The following is a 17720-nucleotide window of genomic DNA, read 5'->3' as shown; positions in this document are numbered from 1 at the left end:
CTTCTGCTCTTGCCTTTTATTCTCAGTCCTACTTTATCTAGGCCTGTGGGTTTAGTGCTACCTGCACATAACTGACAGGCCGTATCACATCTTTAGTTTCAGCAAGCATTGCTTGCGCTTTTACCCAGATTATTCGCCCTACAGCCCAAATACGTATTAGCGCTGTAAGGAAGCAGGAAAAACACATGACTACAAAGATTTGGACTCCTTCAAGCTGGAGAGATAAACCCATTGTTCAGCAGCCACAATACCCTGATGCAGCCGCGCTAAACAAAGCCGAAAACACTTTATCCCAAATGCCACCTTTGGTATTTGCAGGCGAAATCAATCAGCTAAAAACCGATCTAGCGCAAGTGGCGCAAGGCAAAGCATTTTTGCTACAAGGCGGTGACTGTGCAGAAAGCTTCAGCGAATTCAATGCAGACAAAATTCGCGATACTTTCAAAGTACTGATGCAAATGGCCATTGTCATGACCTTCTCTGCTAGCTGCCCCGTTGTTAAGGTTGGCCGTATCGCAGGACAGTACGCTAAGCCCCGTTCCAGCGACATGGAAACAGCTAACGGTATTGAACTACCTAGCTACCGTGGAGATATAGTCAATGGAATTGAATTCACTGAATCCGCTAGGCAGGCAGATCCTGAACGTTTAGTGACGGCTTACCATCAAGCCGCATCGACACTTAATCTACTCCGTGCTTTTTCTCGAGGCGGCTTTGCAGATCTACAACAAGTCCACGCATGGAACCAAAGCTTCGTGACTAATAGCCCGCTGAGTAACAAGTATCAGGATTTGGCGGATCAGATCGATCAAACCATGCGTTTTATGGAAGCTTGTGGGATTACCGCGCAAAACACGCCACAACTTCATGAAACATCGCTATACACATCTCATGAAGCGCTGTTGCTTGGCTATGAAGAAGCACTGACTCGCCAAGATAGCCTATCGGGCAACTGGTATGACTGTTCTGCACACATGCTATGGATTGGCGATCGTACACGTCAGCCAGATCATGCCCATGTAGAGTTCTTGCGCGGTGTTAAAAACCCAATTGGCATTAAAGTCGGCCCAAGCACCAAAATTGAAGATCTAGAAAAGCTTCTAGAAACGCTAAACCCAGAAAACGAAGCAGGTCGAATTACGCTGATTGCTCGCATGGGAGCAGATAAGATCACAGAATGCCTTCCAAGCTTAGTTCGTGCTGTTAAAGCATCTGGTCAGCAAGTCATTTGGAGCTCTGACCCAATGCATGGCAATACAATCAAAGCATCCAGCGGTTATAAAACACGTAGTGTAGACTCTATTCTTCGTGAAATGAAAGGCTTCTTCGAAGTTCACAAAGCAGAAGGCACTCACGCCGGTGGCGTACACTTCGAAATGACCGGCCAGAATGTAACGGAATGCATTGGCGGCGCTTACATGATCAGTGAACAAGACCTAGGGGATCGCTACCATACCCATTGCGACCCACGCCTAAACGGCGAGCAAGCACTAGAACTCGCCTTCTTGATTGCCGATACTTTGAAAGCAGCAAGAGCTTAACCTCTCTCTAATTCACAAAAAAGCCCGTCCAATAAATGACGGGCTTTTCTTATTTGTTCGGGACCAGAAAGGTTAATTTTCCAACAACCCTTTCAGCACAATACTGCGATAACTCACCACCCCTAAAACATGGCCTTTATCAATCACTGGCGCATGCGCTAAACCAAAGTTCTCAAATAATCGCGTGCAATAACGAATATCCATATGAGGATCTACGGAGATAACTGGTTTCGCCATCACTTCGTATACATTGACACGCTCAGGAGAACGATCTTTCGCAACGACTTTCTTTGCAATATCCGATAGTAATAACAAACCAAATTCGTCATCATCATTACGCTTATTGATGATCAATACACGCGCATCTCGCTCTTGGAAGATTTTCAGTGCTTCGCTGACTGTCATTAAGCCGTCTACCATAGCGAACTCATCCGTCATCACATCGCAGGTTCGTACGACTTTACGCTGTGCACTCATAACTCCTCCTCCACAATATTCGCTAATTTAGCGACTTGGTGAGATATCCCAACGGCATCCTCTACATCAAGCTGGATCGCGATCCCACGCCCAGGCTTCTCATCAAGTTCACCAACCTCTGAAATTGTTTCTAGGATCTTTCGACTGAGATGCTCTTCAACGATGAACAATATAACATCGCGTTGCGTTTCTAAGGTCAATCCAAAGAACGTCGTCGATTTATCGACACCTTCACCACGCGCATTATTGATGACTGTTGCGCCTGTAGCACCCGCTTCACGCGCTGCTTTCATTACATCATCTGTTTTTGAATCTTCTACAAACACTACTAACAGTTTGAAATGCATATCTGCCTCTTTTGTCAGCCAGTTGCTCTCGCACGCTTAGTGCGAAATTCAGAAATTTGTGCGTAAGCCATTACCGTTATCATTGGGAATAAACTAGCAAAGGCAATCAAACCAAAACCATCAATCAGAGCACTTCGACCAGGTACTGTTTCAGCCAAACCAAGACCTAAAGCCGCAACAAGGGGCACCGTAACCGTCGACGTTGTTACCCCACCCGAGTCATAGGCTAAAGGCACTATCATCTTTGGTGCAAAGCAGGTTTGTATAACAACAACGATATAACCCGCGATAATAAACCAGTGAATAGGGTAGCCTGTAACAATGCGCCAAGTACCTAAAGAGATACCGACAGCAACGCCTATAGCAACCGCTATACGCAGCCCCCAAACACCAATCGCACCACCTGAAACCTCATGCGCTTTAATGGCTACAGCAATCAGAGAAGGCTCTGCAATTGTCGTACTCGCTCCAATCGCGAAGGCAAAGATATAAACCCAGAAATAATCTTGCCATTGCAGCGCGTCCGATACAGAACCACTCCAACTGCGAATAAACTCAGGATCGGTCAGTTGTTCTGCCATTAAACGCCCAATAGGAAATAGTGCTTTTTCTAACCCCAACAAGAAAAGCGCTAAACCGACAATCACATACCCAAAACCAATCAACACCTTACGTAGGTTAGCAATGCGCCTTCGAATTACAGCAATCTGAAAACCAAAGATAATGACCGCGATTGGAATCACATCTTTAATTGTAGTCAGGGTGATCTCGATAAATTGAGACAGTAACTCCATTTAGATCACCATCCCATAAGCCATCACAAAGATCATGGGTGTTAAAGAAGCAAAAGCGATCAAACCAAAACCATCTATCATTGGGTTTCGACCTTCAATAGACGAAGCTAGTCCGACACCTAATGCCGTTACCAAAGGAACCGTAATTGTAGAAGTGGTAACACCGCCAGAATCATAGGCAATACCGATAATTTCACGGGGTGCAAAAGCTGTCATAATCACGACAAGCATATAGCCTGCAATAATCATATATTGAATTGACCACCCCTTAAGGATGCGTAAAACACCTAAAACAATGGCCAAGCCAACAGAAAAGGCGACAGTATAACGAAGGCCCGAAGCGTAACTTAATTGGGACTGCTCAGTTACTTCAATCATCCCGCCCGTAGCGGCGACTTTAGCCGCTTCAGCTGCCACAGCTATCAATGCGGGCTCCGCCACTGTGGTACCGAATCCTAGGCTAAAGGCAAATGCTAACAACCAAAAAACACTGCCTTTACGTGCAAAAGCGTGTGCCATGCTCTCCCCTATTGGGAAAAGCCCCATCTCTAAGCCATAGATAAAGAAAGTTAGACCAGCGACAACACACAACAACCCCGTGACCAAACCGAAGAAATCTGGAACAGACTGCTGCAAGACAACAATTTGGAAAAATGCGATCACTAAAACAATAGGCGCCAAGTCTCTCAAGCTACCTAGCATGGATCGACCTAAAGCAAGAACACCTGTGAGCAACTTAGATATCCTCTTGAATATTAAGGATTAATTATATCTAAATTACGAGGTATAGAAGTGGGTGTAAAGAACCTATATCAAAAAAGGGATTAGAATAACATCTGAAAAGTACAAATCAGCAATACTGAGCAATGCGCAGGCTTAATAAAGCACCCACAGATATAAAAATATCAGACCATCAGAGTCAGACATCGCTCCTTCATCGAGCAAACTAATTTCAAAATGCGCAGCAATTTGAATAAAGCTCGAATCAATGATACTGCTTAATGCCATACACAATTTAGAGCTAAAAATAAAAACAGGGGCCCTAAGGCCCCTGCGTTCTCAAGCGGGAAAATGCTTAAAGAAGATTGATTGGGTAATCCAAGATCAAACGGATATCGTTTACACGACCAATACCCTGAATTACGTCACCGTTCACGTGAGATACGCGAAGTTGTACGCTTAGATCTTTAGCTTTACCACTTTGTACAGTGTATTTAGCGTCGAAGTTAGTTTCGTGACGCTTACCGTCTGTACCACCAGCGTAGTCAACATCCCAAGACTGAGTGTGACGTGCCATTAGGTGAAGACCAGGAAGTGATGGCATATCGTAATCTACACGGAACTGTAGAGATTGCTCATCATCAGCATCGAAGTCTAGTAGCTGAACCGCACCGTAAGTGAAGTACTGAGAGTCGTCATTACGCTCAGTGCCGCTGCCGTCCCACTTGATGTTGTAACCATCGTCACCACCAACAGTCTGGTAGTTTACAGTGTACGCCCAGTCACCTTTAGCAAAACGAGCTGTTAAGCTAGTTAGATTACTGTCGTAATCAGCCAACAGGATACCGTCGTCAGAACCACGCATGTGGCGCGCGTCTAGTGTTACATCGTACTCACCCATCTTAGTTGGGTAAGCTACGTTGAACCAAGACTGCTTCTTGTAATCGTCTGCAACAGCGTGCTGAACTTCAAGGCTCGCACCGTTAGCAAATTTGTAAGTACCACCTACAGAAGTGATGTCGTAGTCTTCACCGTTTGCTTCATATTTCTGGAAACCTTCGTCAGTATTACGAGAAGCTTCGTCAGAATAGAATGCATATAGGCTCAGGTTGTCTAGAGCGATGTCACCGTAAATAGCTTGTGTGCTTGGTGCAGAAAGACGAGACTGAAGATCATTCAGTAGTGGCGTCATCATTACCATGCGACCTGCACGGATGTTTACATTATCCATAGGTTTCAGTTTAACGTATAGATTCTCAACCGCAGTGTAGCCTTTACCGCCAGTAGCCAACACGTCAGAAGTGTTAACTGTCTTGTCGTCTTCTAAAGCTACAACTTCAGTAACAGTTGCATCAAAACCAACGAAGCCACCAAAATATGGAGAAGCAACGTCTAGTTTGAACGCTTGACCCGCAGCAATAGTGTCTGGGATACCCTGATCAAAATCACGGTTCATGTAGAAAGTACGTAAACCTAAATCAACTTTAAAACCGTCATTTTGCGCTTCAGCTGCGATGCTGGAGCTGCTAGCTACTGCACCGAATGCCAGAGCCGCTACGCTTAGTTTTTTCTGAAACATAATAATGTAACAAACCTGAGTTATTATTTGCGAAGGTGGCTATTTTAGGAAAATAAAGGCAGGATTTTTCTTTGTAATTTTCAGGTTTGCAGGGTTTAACGCTCGAAACTGGTGCGTTCACAGAAGAATCCATCAAAAATGACAATTTTCGTCATTTTAATATCATTTTCGCTGGTGTTTTTTAGGTGAATACCCCATGAAGGATGGAACTTTCTCTAACTTTTACAGTCCTTCGCAACATCAAATAGCGCTTTCAAAGCGCATCTAACTATTCTTCTCGCCAATCAGTCATACCGTATTTAGAAAGTATTTCCTGTAGCTGACCGCTCTTGCGTAATCGATCTATTCCATCAGATAGAATCTGGGCATATTGCTGAGAGTCATCTATAACCGGCGAGAAAGCGATATAGGACTTTTCAAACTCCTTTGCACTACCCGCCACTTTAAAATGATCAGTCTTATTTAATAGATTAGCGGTGTACCAAAAAACAGGTTCAGCTTCGACCAGCATATCGATCCGCTTTAAAGAAAGCATCTGTATACCTCGATTAAGGGGCTGCTCGCTTCCCAACATTGTCACACTATCGAAGGTATTGTTCTGAATATAATCCCGCAATTCATCACCATAATCGTAACCACTAATAGCAGCTAGTTGATGACCCTGCAGCGATTCTACTCCTTGATACTGCCAATTCGAATCTTTATGCACAAAGAAGGTATTACCCAAAATTGCCAACTCTTGCTCAGGTAGAACAAACCCCGGCACATCACCTTTAAAGGCACCGACTACTGCATTAATATGTCCTTTCTTCGCTTCCTGAATAGCACGAGACCAGTTCATCTCTATGTACTGAACCTCAATCCCCTTTTCCGCAAAAACCTTAGTAGCCACCTCGAACATAAAACCAGGTAAAGGCGCTCTCGCCGCGCAGTTAAACGGGCACCAGCGATCAGCAGCGATCACAATTTTTTCTGCAGCTAACCCAATAGAGCTATATAGAAAGAAAGCGAATGCGAAAATTAACCTGAGCATTTGAGATATCGTCGTCCAAAAAATACAACAAGGCTTACAATGTAATACAGAAGAAAGACTCCCTCAACACACCTAATCCTTATAAGGGTTTACTCACCAAAACCTTCTAAAAGCCATACAAAAAGTCAAAAGGCACACACAAAAAACTTTAACTTTCATTCAAGAAAAACAGCTACTAGGCTTACTTAAGGTTCTATGGATGTAGGTAGCGCGTGGATAAATCAGAATTAGACCAACTACAACAACGGCTCAATCTTTTTGAAGCGATTGCAGATAACGCTACAGCCGTTATTGCCGCTAAAGATTTGGATGGACGTTACCTCTATGTAAACCAAGAATATTCCCGTTTATTCCATGAAGAAAAGCATAGTTTCTGCGGAAAAACCGATCACGAAATATTCCCCGAAGATATTGCTACCGCTTTTCGACAAGCTGATTTACAAGTGATCGAGAAAAAGGAAGTCATTACCGTAGAAGAGAAGGCACCCGTGGATGGTCAAATCCGTGACTACCTTTCGATTAAATTCCCCATCACCGATTCCGAAGGAAAAATATTTGCGACAGGCTTAGTCGCCACCGATATAACGGAACGAAAAGCAGCTGAACAAGAAGTCCTGCGTTTATCCCGCGTCGATCATCTAACACAAGTAGCTAATCGCTCACTACTTGAACAACGACTGGGCGAAGCCATTGAAAAAGCAAAAGCGAATAAGCAGCTGATCGGTGTAGCCATTGTAGATTTAGATGAATTTAAACCCGTTAATGACACTTATGGTCATCACGTAGGCGATTCAGTTTTGAAACTGATGGCTGAAAGGCTTATGCATTCTTGCAGAAGTTCAGACACGGTTGCGCGTTTAGGTGGGGATGAGTTTGTCGTTGTTTTAGAAAATCTAGAAACGATGGAGGATGCCATATCATCACTCCACCGAAGTGTAGAAACGCTTCATGACACTTATCACATAGAATCACAAACCATCAAACTTAGCGCGAGTGCGGGTCTTGCATTTTACCCACACCATGGCACCGAGATCGTCACTTTATTAAAAGCCGCAGACGAAGCACTTTACAAAGCTAAGAGACAGGGTAGAAACCAAGTGCAGGTAGCTTAATAAGCCTCCGCACTGAGCAATTTTTCTGAAGTATCAGATACACCCGCCAGTTCTAACATCCCAGCTATATCGACCGAATCAATCTGTTCAGGTTTGAGATAACGCTGTGCATAAAACAGATACGAATCAGATTCTAAGAACAATTTAAAGAGCACAGCATCCACGTGTCGGTCTTTCACCATAAAGGCCATTATCTTTATCGCTTCTGAAAGCTTCTTCGCTTCTTTGTACGGACGGTCTGCAGCAGTCAAAGCCTCGAATATATCAGCTAATACCATCACCTTTTCAGGTATGCTCAATTGGGCACCATCCAACTTACGCGGATATCCAGTGCCATCCATTTTTTCATGATGGTTGCCTGCTATCTCAGGTACCCTTTGTAAGTCCTTAGGAAGTGGTAACGCTTTCAGCATTTTGATGGTTTGTACAATGTGGTCATTGATAGCAAACCGCTCTTCTGCTGTCAGGGTCCCCCTTCGGATCGAAAGGTTATGTAACTCACCTTTATTGAACTTCTGTTTTGGTAAGTCCATATCAAATCCCCAGATGTTATCTGGGTTAGATTTTTCAACCGGTGGAATTCGATCACCCCAAGGGATAATATGATCATTCAAATCATCAAGCAGATGCTCTTTGCAGGGTACTGACGACTGTACAGCTGATAATCGCTGCATTTCTTCCGAAGATAACCCCAAGCGATTATCAAAATAACGGACCCACTCTTGCGCACCGATTTCATTTAAACGTTCTATCGCCTCATCCGACATAAATTCACCACCGACATTGGCGTTTGCAACAAACTCAAACTGCTGAATAAGCGTTTTCTTCCGCGCTTCAAGATCAGCCAATAGCTGTTGATCATCACCGCCTTCACATCTTTGCTGCCAATACTCAATTTCAGCATCACGCCATAGCACCTCAAAACGAGTCCTCACCTCATGGATTCGGTTATAAATCGTTTCTAGTTTGGTCGCTTTATCGACTACATATTCAGGACTGGTGATTTTTCCGCAATCATGAAGCCACGCTGCAATCCTAAATTCTCTTCGCTCTTTCTCGGACATTGAGAAATCAGAAAAAGGCTTTTCAGTGGAAGCTTGAGCGGCATCAATCAAGAAAGACGCCAGTTCAGGTACTCGTTCGCAATGACCACTGGTATAAGGAGACTTAGCATCAATCGCATCTGCTAATAGCCTGATGATGGCATCAATTAAAGCTTCCTGCTCTTCTGCATGACGCCGTGTTCTCACCGCTGTAGCAGCCGAACCAGATATATCAGCCACAAATTTTTGAAAGTGATAGATACCTGTAGGGTCACGTTTATCAAAGATAAGTAACAGCACCCCAAGTAGTTCGCCATCACGGTCAAGTAAGGGTGTAGCAAAAGGACTACCCAATACTTCAGAAGCTGACTTTGTTACCTTTGTAATGATCGCATCAATATTACCTTCTGCTACAGTAATAGCCTGCAAAACATCACCATTATGGCCCGAGGCAAGTTCAAGTAGTGCCTGCTCAGCATCATACAGATACAGATAACCCGCACCTGCTGACGTAATCTCAACTAAATCATCGGTAACTTTAGTCAACATCTTATCAAGATCTTCCTCCCTCGAAAGGGTAAGCGAAATTGACTTAAAATGATCAACACCAGAAGCCATTGTTTGCACGAGCTTGGATAACCTTCGAACTTCTTTAATCGGCGTTTTAACGCTGATTTCATGCTGAAAATCAAAACGTGCTATATGGCGAACCTCTTCAGCCAATTGCGTTAATGGCCGCGCAATCAACGCCCCTACAGCCCAACCTGCCGCAAGTAGAAGCAGCATAATGAAGGAGGACCAAGCAAGTTGCTCAGATAAAATAGCGTTTGCCTTAGCCAGCAACTCATTTTCAGGCACAGCGAAAACCAAGCGCATACTGGTTTTACTTTTACCTACGGGCATTTTTAAACCATACCAACGCTCCCCATCGACAATAAACTCCGAGATTTTCGAGTTGATTGTGTCTTCCTGAAGCAAATGGGCCAAAGCCGGCTTCTCTAACTCTTTTACCGAAGCTAGCCTCAAACCACCGTTACTATCATCCAAGATAATTTTTTCTGGGTTGGGAAAAGCGATAGCTCTTTCTGTACCTTCAACCAATACCATTTCATTCAGTGGCGAAGGCTGTAACGACTTCATCAGTAACGACAGATCATTGATGGATGCATCCATCCCTATAACTGTGCCTGTAGCCTGATTAACAGTGGAGAATGTGACCCCTATCTCTCGTGTTGTGAAGAAAACATAAGGAGAGGTAAAAACGGGAGTTTCGGAGGAAAGTGCTTTGTTAAACCAAGGACGCTTTCTTGGATCAAACTGGATACTGTCTTTAGCTACCGAACTTAAAAGGAACAGTGAGCGATCATAAAATTCCCATATAACCGTCTCAACAGTACCTTGATGTGATCGCTCTATGCTCTGCAACAAATAAGCTGCATTAGGTGGAGCATTCAAACGTTCACTGACCTGCTCCAGCTTTAAACTTCTTAATAGGAAGAAATCACCATCCGCATATCCGGCATAGACAGCACTTAAAATGGAATTAGACTCTAAGGCTCTGACAAGCACAGGCAATCTTTCAAGGCGCTTAGTATGATTATAGGCAGACGTTAGCGGATCTAACTCTAACAACCTTAGGCTGCTACTTATTGGTTGAGTGAATGACTCAATTTTGAGGTTTATGCTTTCAGCAACATGCTGCGCATTAACCTCTGCAGACTCAATTAATGACGCTCTATTACTGCTATAGCTATTTACGATGATAACTAAAGCCAGCAAAGTCATACTTACAACAATCGCCGAGCTAACGACAAGCTTGAGTGATACCCCTAACCGTTTGGACTGCATCCCTTTCTCCAAGTATCTGTCATTTATCCTAAAGCCAGTACAACCAATCAACGACTAATATATCCAATTAATCTTCAGTGCATGATGTCATAAGAAACCATGGATGAATAATTAAGATAAGCTTTATAAGAGAAAACGCATAACACTAAAATCAGAATTTATTTCTACAGTGCAACCACCACTCTACCCTTAAGATTACTCAGAATATTTTTTGCACCTCAACGATGGTGCCTAAAAAAAGCCCGATCAAATGACCGGGCTATAGAAAGGAAGCTACTTAACAAAGAAACTCAAGCCGTCTCTTTTTCCTTTTGCTTAGACTGGGCATCATCGCCATCAGCAAATATGACCTCGTCTCCCGGATTGTGCTTACCCATTAGTTTTGGACGTTCAATCAGGAAGTACAAAATCAAGCCAATACCTACCGCATACACTGTTGATTTTGGATCCGGCATAGCTAGTGTTACCGCAACAATACCAGCAACACCACGCTCAGTTGGATTCTTCAACTGTTCCATACCTACCATGATGCAGATATAAGCCGTTAGCACCAACGTCAGCGATAGTGCGATTGGCAATACAGGCTTAAACAGAGTCACCAGAGGTAAGATAAACAACGCGACCAAACCCGTGATCCAGAACGTACCACCGCCACTATAGATAGAATCCATCGCCTTACGGCCCATCGCGTAACGCTCAGCTACTGTCGCGTGTGCAGCAGTCCATAAAGGCCCTGCCAAACCCGGCCACGGTGCAAAGAAAGCGTGAATACCGTTACGGATCGCAGTTACTAAGTGAACGCGGTCTACGCTAGATTCAATCTTCTCATCGTCACGAATATGGTCAACACGATCTACCAGGGTAAAGCCAACAATGATGTCACCAAATGCGATTACGTAAGCGATAATTGCAGTCGGAATCGCTAATAGGAAGACATCTAAATCAGGGAAGCCAACTGCAAAAACCAAGTACTCAGCCATCAAAGCAAAATCAGGCTGAGTGATGCCCCACTCAATTGCTGGCAGTGGATATTCACCCACAGACCAACCCACAACCATCGCTATCAACATACCCGGCACCATACCGAAGTTAGCAATCTTCTTAGCTAATGGATTGGAATCAATCACGTTTTTAAACGATAACGAGAACAGCACGTATGCAGAAATAATCGAACCGACGATAAGAGAAACGGGTGTCGCATCAATTCGACCACCCACCTTAAGCTCGCCCATCATCGCAGCAATACCTGCTCCAATGATGATCCCGGCTTTCAGGGAATTAGGGATAACATTCACCAACTTAGAGCCCCAACCAGTTGCCCCTAAGATAAGGAAGATCAGTGTTACCTCAATCTGCAAAGCAAACATCGCTTTGATCGCTTCAGGACCAGGTTCAAAACCATTCAGGTAAAGAATGACGACAGGAATCGCCGGTGTAATCCAGCCCGGAACCAGCGGTACACCCAGTAAGGCCGGAAGAATATAACCAAGGCCAGCAATAAACGTGAAAGCAAGGGCAGCTTCATACGGCATACCCAAATACTTCTCCAGTAATGGAATCATTGCCAAACCTACAACGAACATCACCAAGCCCTGAATAATCTCCGGGGTCTCTAAACGGTAATGCACTAGCGGTAGTCGAATTTTGAATGGCCCGAACCCCCAATACGGGTGCTCAGCTCCATGACTTCTTTTTATCAGTGCCATTTTGTCCACCTTGCTGCGTTAATTTTGATCAGAAAACGTTCATCCTGACCTAGATGGAGCCACCATAATTTGCTGCAACGCAGTAAGCGATATTAGAGTATTCTACTTTAGTAAAAAAACACCCCTAAAGTATTAGGGTTTTCCCTGATTAAAACAAAGCATTACAAATGAAAACAGAATGTTACAAAAGATTACAAATACATACAGATCTATAATTAGCAGGTAAATAGGCAGGGAAACAGTGAGTAAAAACGGACTTTTATGGCCGTGCACAATGAAGGGTTTGAGTATGAGTTTTAAGGGGTTGGTTTCGCTCGGCTCGACTGCCAAGAAATTTACATATCGAAGAATGCAAAAAGCCCACAGTAAATGCGGGCTTCTTTGATACTGGTAGGACTAGGCAGATTCGAACTGCCGACCTCTACCATGTCAAGGTAGCGCTCTAACCAACTGAGCTATAGTCCTATGAAGTGGGATGTATTATACGCACGAACTTCTGGTGTTCAAGCAGCGTAAATATTTTTTTACGTTTTTACTAATCCACCAAGTTGTTCTCTATCGCGTAACGCGTTAGGCCGGCTGCGGTGTGAATATCGAGCTTATTTTTGATATTTTGGCGGTGGGTTTCTACTGTGCGAACAGAGATATCTAACTCGCGTGCGATCTCTTTGTTACTGTTGCCTTCAGCCACCAGCTTAAGTACATCTTTCTCGCGGCCCGTTAATGGCTCTTGCTCTTCTTCAGCAACAGCAGGCACCGCTTGTTCAAACTGACTGAACAACGCTTGAGATGCGCCCGAGCTAAAGTAAGTGCCACCTCGATAGATGGTTTCGATCGCAGAGATAAGCTCTTCTGAGGAGACATCTTTCAAGACATAACCAGCAGCGCCGCATTTGATCAGTTTAACGATGTATTCACGATCATCGTGCATGCTAAGGATTAGCACTTTGATGTCAGGTTGTTCTTCACGGAATCGTTCGGTAGCTTCAAAGCCATTCATCACAGGCATGGAGACATCCATAAGCACGACGTCTGGCTTCACTTCGGCAGCGAGCTTAAGTGCCTGCTTGCCATCATTAGCCATGCCCACTACTGCCAGTGATTCTTCACCTTCTAAACGTGCACTAATGCCATCTAACACTAATGGATGATCATCTACTAACACGACACGTATTTTCATATTATCCACTGTATTCAAGTTAAAGAATTGTAAACCCTGCACGAATCCGCGTACCTGCTCCTATTTTACTTTTCACGCCAAAACGCCCACTTAACAGTTCGGTACGTTCTCGCATATTAAGTAAGCCGATGCCTGAGGCTGTCTTCCCTGGAGAGAACCCTTTACCATCGTCCGTTACTTCGACCCAAATATACCCTTCTCGCGACCAAATGCGCAGCCCTACTTGAGTAGCCTCTGCGTGTTTTTCGATATTGGTCAGCGCTTCTTGGGCGATACGGTACATAGTAATTTCGATATCATCTGGCAGTCGTTGTTCTGGAAGCTCTAAACGAATATTGGTCTGTATGCCGGTACGCTCAGAGAACTCTGCGATCATACTGTGCAGTGCTGACTCTAAGCCTAGATCATCTAGCTGTATAGGACGTAGATCGTGGGAGATACGTCGCACCTCTTGGATCGCCATATTCAGGACATCACAGCCTTTATTGAGGTCGTTGGCGGCCGATTCATCCTGTTTGAGTAACTTATCTCTCGCGAGCTCCAACCTAAACTTAACCGATACCATTAACTGGTTAATGCCATCGTGGAGCTCTCGCGCGAAGTTACGACGCTGGCTCACTTGGAACTGCACGTAACTGTGGGCAAGTTCACGTAAACGTTTATCGGCAAGCTGGGAGGCATGCATGTTGATTGCGATACCCACTAAGGCAATCACGATGATAGTTCCTGCCAAAATCACTACAACAGTGAAAAAGGTATTACGGATATTTCGGGTTACTTTAAGCCGGATTGAGGCAACCTCTTTGGCAATATCATCGATATATAAACCGGTGCCCATCATCCAGTTAAACTTGGGGATCTCGACCACATAACTGAGCTTATCTTCCAGATCGCCCTTGGAAGGTTTTTTCCAAACATAACGGTAAAAACCACCGCCTTTTTTCGCCACTTCGATGAGATCACGGATTACCATCTTGCCGTTTTCATCTTTAAGATCCATCAGGTTTTGACCGATCAGCTCATGCTGGATCGGATGGACCAAATTGACACCCTGACGGTCATAGACAAAGAAATAACCATCTTCTCCGTAGGTCAGGCCATCAAGGATATTTTTAACTTTTTCTTCAGCAACTTTATCCCCCGGCTTAGCATCTCTGACGATATGCTCAATTGAATTCATCGCGAGCTCTACGTAGTTTTGTAGCTCTTGGCGTTTAGAGCGCAGAAGGTTTTCTTCGAAGGTGTGAATCTCTTGCTCGGATAGATGCTTAGCTTGGGTCAAGCTGATCATGGTAACAGCCACAGTCACCATCACTAGTGGCAGAATGGAAAGCAGTAGGATTTTAGTTTTTAAAGAGGCTGTAACCCGTTTCATTGGTACTAGCTTTCCTGATCATTTCGGCTGATAGTTAAGGTTCCAGTATAAAGGATGCGGGGTATAACACTCCATGGATTTCTCACTATGGTCCAAGGCTGAAGTACTTTACACATCGGCATCTCGTTGCGGCGAGTTAAAGAGCCTGACAACCTCATCACATAAGGTTAAAGAAGGCGAGCTTCAGTTCCAGCTAAGGCAATTATCCAGCTTAAAGGAGAAGGCTAAAGCCAACTCAGCGCCATCAAATAATGATCCTTTTTCACCCCACGAACCGAGTCTTTATGTTGGGCCAGTGGGTGACAATCATAAGTTACTGCTGAACAAGTTTAATGTCTTAGAGCAGCATCTGTTGTTAGTAACCAATCACTTTGAGCAACAGAACATTCTGCTTTCGCTCGATGATTTTAGCGCCTTATATGAATGCTTAATCCAAGGCCCTGCGCTCGCTTTTTATAATAGCTCAGCCGAGGCCGGTGCTAGCCAACCTCACAAACATCTTCAGTTAATCCAGTTAGATGAAAACGCAGCTGATCTTATCCCCTTTACCCCTCAGCTTGAGCAACTTCATGATGAAGTACCACGAAAGTTAGATTCCCTCCCCTTCGAACATGCGGCACTCGCCCTGCCTAATGATCTCTTCGACGGGCACACACCTGAGGATTCAGCAACTCAATTACAGCATTTGTATGATCGACTGCGCACAACACTGTCACTGGAAAGCTCAGGCGATAAAACCGTGCCACCACACAATCTTCTGCTCACTCATGACTGGATGATGGTGGTGCCACGTAAGCAGGAAGCCTTTGAAGGTATTTCGCTAAATGCTCTAGCCTTTGTGGGATCTATCTTAGTGAAGGATAAAGCCCAAGCTGAGCTGATTGCGCAACAAGGGCTTTGTAAAGCTCTGTCAGAAGTTAGCGGTTTATTAAAATAAAACGACTAAGCTTCTGACAAAAAAACGCCCCGATAAACGGGGCAAATGGGAATGAACCATTAATTGGGCGGTGGCCCGCCCAGAGAGAAGAGTGATAACGGCCACTCAACCGTCTTACGCCAAACCATAGAATCCTGGGAATACTAGGATTGAGATAACAACCGCTACCTGCATCAGGATGAAAGGCATAACACCTTTATAGATATCCATTGTCTGTACATTAGGTGGCGCAACACCTTTGAGGTAGAACAGACTGAAGCCAAATGGCGGAGTTAAGAAACTTGTTTGTAGGTTCATCGCGATTAGGATCGCAAACCATACCGGCGCAATACCTAGAGCATCAGCAACCGGTGCCAAGATAGGTACGATGATGAAACTGATCTCTACGAAATCAATAAAGAAACCTAGGATCAAGATCGCAATCATAGATAAGATCAAGAAGCCCTGAGCACCACCTGGTAAATCAGATAGAACTTCCTCAACAATGTAGTCACCACCTGTGTAAGTAAACGCCATAGAGAAGGCTGTCGCACCCAACAGGATCGCAAATACCATCGCTGTCACTTTTACCGTCTCAGTTGCAGATTCTAGAACCATCTTCCAGCTGAATTGACGGTACATAGCCGCCAATACAATCGCGCCTACACCACCTAGTGCAGAAGATTCAGTTGGCGTCGCAATACCTGCGAAGATAGAACCCAATACAATCAAGATCAGTGCTAGTGGTGGAATGATCGCTTTAAGCGCTTTTATGTATTGCTCGCGCTTAGATTCAACATCGTCGTCTAGAGGCAATGCTGGCGCCGCTTCAGGCTTAAGAAAGCTGTAGATTAGGATGTAAACAACGTAGATTCCGATCAACATTAGACCTGGGCCTACTGCTGCTTTAAATAGGTCACCTACAGGGATACCCAGAACGTCACCCAAGATAATTAGGATGATCGATGGCGGGATAATCTGACCTAGTGTACCCGACGCACAGATCGTACCGCAGGCAAGTGACTTGTCATATTTGTACTTCAACATTACAGGTAGCGAGATCAAACCCATTGCTACAACAGATGCACCTACTACACCGGTAGAAGCCGCCAGTAACGCACCTACCAATACAGTAGAGATTGCCAAACCGCCGCGAACACCGCCAAACAGTTTACCCATGGACTCAAGCAACTGCTCAGCCAACTGAGTTTTCTGTAAAACGATACCCATGAAAATAAATAGAGGAACCGCCATCAATACCGTGTTTTCCATAATGCTCTGGATACGGAACGGCATGAAAGCAAACATTTCAGCGCCTTCAGCAAATACACCAAAGAACAGCGCTACACCACCAAAGGTAAAGGCAACTGGGAAGCCGACAAGCAGCATCAACAGCGCCACAACAAACATAATAATACCAATCATTACTAAACGCCCCTTAGTGCTGTGGTGGTTGGTAATGATCTTCTTTGGTGTTGCCCAAGAAGATGTTTAAAGATTTAAGGAACAAACCGATACCGCTAATTAACATGGCAAAGAAAGCAAAAGGGATAACGGATTTGATTATCCAACGATAAGGAAGACCACCCGGGTCGCCCGAGGTCTCGCCTAATTCAAATGATTCACGCGCAAAATCGATACCGTACCAACCTACTAGGGCACAGAACGGGAAGAGTAGAAATACACAACCCAACATATCGATCATTGCTTTGGTTTTGCCTGATAAACGTTCGTAGATCAGGTCAACACGTACGTGGCCACCGACCCGTAGCGTGTAGGACACACCTAATAGAAATACTGCTGCATATAGGTGCCACTCTAATTCTTGCATCCCGATGGAGACATCATTAAAGACATAGCGCATTACAACGTCGATAAAGACATTGAACAGCATGATTACAAATAGAACTGCAGAGATCTTGCCCATCAAATCTGAAAAGCTGTTGATCACCTGCTCCAGTCTCACTAGAAACATGATTTCTCCTAGAAGATTAAGAAGTTGGTGCCCCGGATCGGGACAATGTCCAGAGCACCAACGAGGGGGTTCTT

At 44.5% G+C, this 17720-nt stretch carries 15 protein-coding genes and 1 tRNA gene; 3 read left to right on the top strand and 13 right to left on the bottom strand.

The features are described 5' to 3' along the window. Positions 1-185 precede the first annotated feature (185 nt). On the top strand, positions 186-1541 hold the full coding sequence (locus tag ACMXYR_RS04615; protein ID WP_415903102.1) for a class II 3-deoxy-7-phosphoheptulonate synthase: 1356 nt from the start codon (positions 186-188) through the stop codon (positions 1539-1541). A 72-nt stretch (positions 1542-1613) separates the two neighbouring features. On the opposite strand, the gene ACMXYR_RS04610 is transcribed toward ACMXYR_RS04615, so the two are convergent. From ACMXYR_RS04610 to ACMXYR_RS04585, 6 genes are all read right to left on the bottom strand, one after another. Further along, positions 1614-2018, bottom strand: coding sequence for a CBS domain-containing protein (locus tag ACMXYR_RS04610; protein WP_415903101.1), 405 nt, complete (start codon positions 2016-2018; stop codon positions 1614-1616). Further along, the gene (locus ACMXYR_RS04605) at positions 2015-2365 is read right to left on the bottom strand and encodes a P-II family nitrogen regulator (RefSeq protein ID WP_415887379.1); all 351 of its coding nucleotides are present in this window, start codon (positions 2363-2365) and stop codon (positions 2015-2017) included. The genes ACMXYR_RS04610 and ACMXYR_RS04605 overlap by 4 nt, the downstream gene beginning before the upstream one ends. Before the next feature lie 14 nt (positions 2366-2379). Continuing rightward, complete coding sequence (locus ACMXYR_RS04600; RefSeq protein WP_415881876.1) at positions 2380-3159, bottom strand: DUF1538 domain-containing protein; 780 nt, start codon at positions 3157-3159, stop codon at positions 2380-2382. After that, positions 3160-3861, bottom strand: coding sequence for a DUF1538 family protein (locus ACMXYR_RS04595; protein ID WP_415903629.1), 702 nt, complete (start codon positions 3859-3861; stop codon positions 3160-3162). A 373-nt stretch (positions 3862-4234) separates the two neighbouring features. Continuing rightward, positions 4235-5458: an OprD family outer membrane porin gene (locus ACMXYR_RS04590; RefSeq protein ID WP_415903100.1), complete on the bottom strand. Its 1224-nt coding sequence runs from the start codon at positions 5456-5458 to the stop codon at positions 4235-4237. A 268-nt stretch (positions 5459-5726) separates the two neighbouring features. Next, the gene (locus tag ACMXYR_RS04585) at positions 5727-6491 is read right to left on the bottom strand and encodes a substrate-binding periplasmic protein (protein WP_415903099.1); all 765 of its coding nucleotides are present in this window, start codon (positions 6489-6491) and stop codon (positions 5727-5729) included. A gap of 212 nt (positions 6492-6703) precedes the next feature. Between ACMXYR_RS04585 and ACMXYR_RS04580 the strand changes: the two genes are divergently transcribed. After that, positions 6704-7603, top strand: a complete 900-nt coding sequence (locus ACMXYR_RS04580; protein ID WP_415903098.1) for a diguanylate cyclase domain-containing protein — start codon at positions 6704-6706, stop codon at positions 7601-7603. Here the strand turns inward: ACMXYR_RS04580 and ACMXYR_RS04575 are convergent. The 5 genes from ACMXYR_RS04575 to ACMXYR_RS04555 all read right to left on the bottom strand — a co-directional run bounded on the left by ACMXYR_RS04575 (position 7600) and on the right by ACMXYR_RS04555 (position 14755). Continuing rightward, on the bottom strand, positions 7600-10494 hold the full coding sequence (locus ACMXYR_RS04575) for an HD domain-containing phosphohydrolase (protein WP_415903097.1): 2895 nt from the start codon (positions 10492-10494) through the stop codon (positions 7600-7602). The genes ACMXYR_RS04580 and ACMXYR_RS04575 overlap by 4 nt on opposite strands. Before the next feature lie 290 nt (positions 10495-10784). Then, the gene (locus ACMXYR_RS04570; protein WP_415903096.1) at positions 10785-12200 is read right to left on the bottom strand and encodes a xanthine/uracil/vitamin C permease; all 1416 of its coding nucleotides are present in this window, start codon (positions 12198-12200) and stop codon (positions 10785-10787) included. Between the two features lie 388 nt (positions 12201-12588). Next, positions 12589-12665: transfer RNA gene (locus ACMXYR_RS04565), tRNA-Val, on the bottom strand. Positions 12666-12735: 70 nt separating this feature from the next. Next, positions 12736-13380: a response regulator gene (locus ACMXYR_RS04560; RefSeq protein ID WP_415903095.1), complete on the bottom strand. Its 645-nt coding sequence runs from the start codon at positions 13378-13380 to the stop codon at positions 12736-12738. Positions 13381-13399: 19 nt separating this feature from the next. Then, positions 13400-14755 (bottom strand): cache domain-containing protein, encoded by a 1356-nt coding sequence (locus ACMXYR_RS04555; protein WP_415903094.1) that lies wholly within the window; start codon positions 14753-14755, stop codon positions 13400-13402. Between the two features lie 73 nt (positions 14756-14828). Here ACMXYR_RS04555 and ACMXYR_RS04550 point away from each other — a divergent pair, with 73 nt between their 5' ends. Next, on the top strand, positions 14829-15692 hold the full coding sequence (locus ACMXYR_RS04550; protein ID WP_415903093.1) for a DUF4922 domain-containing protein: 864 nt from the start codon (positions 14829-14831) through the stop codon (positions 15690-15692). Between the two features lie 114 nt (positions 15693-15806). Here the strand turns inward: ACMXYR_RS04550 and ACMXYR_RS04545 are convergent, their stop codons facing one another. Both ACMXYR_RS04545 and ACMXYR_RS04540 read right to left on the bottom strand, forming a co-directional pair. Then, positions 15807-17096: a TRAP transporter large permease gene (locus tag ACMXYR_RS04545; protein ID WP_415903092.1), complete on the bottom strand. Its 1290-nt coding sequence runs from the start codon at positions 17094-17096 to the stop codon at positions 15807-15809. 13 nt (positions 17097-17109) lie between these two features. Then, positions 17110-17646, bottom strand: coding sequence for a TRAP transporter small permease subunit (locus ACMXYR_RS04540; protein WP_415883834.1), 537 nt, complete (start codon positions 17644-17646; stop codon positions 17110-17112). Positions 17647-17720: the final 74 nt, after the last annotated feature.

Origin of the sequence: Neptuniibacter sp. QD29_5, from assembly GCF_047778125.1 — a bacterium.
GTDB lineage: Bacteria > Pseudomonadota > Gammaproteobacteria > Pseudomonadales > Balneatricaceae > Neptuniibacter.
Note: the sequence above shows the minus strand (reverse complement) of the source record. Positions and strands in the feature narration are given on the sequence as shown.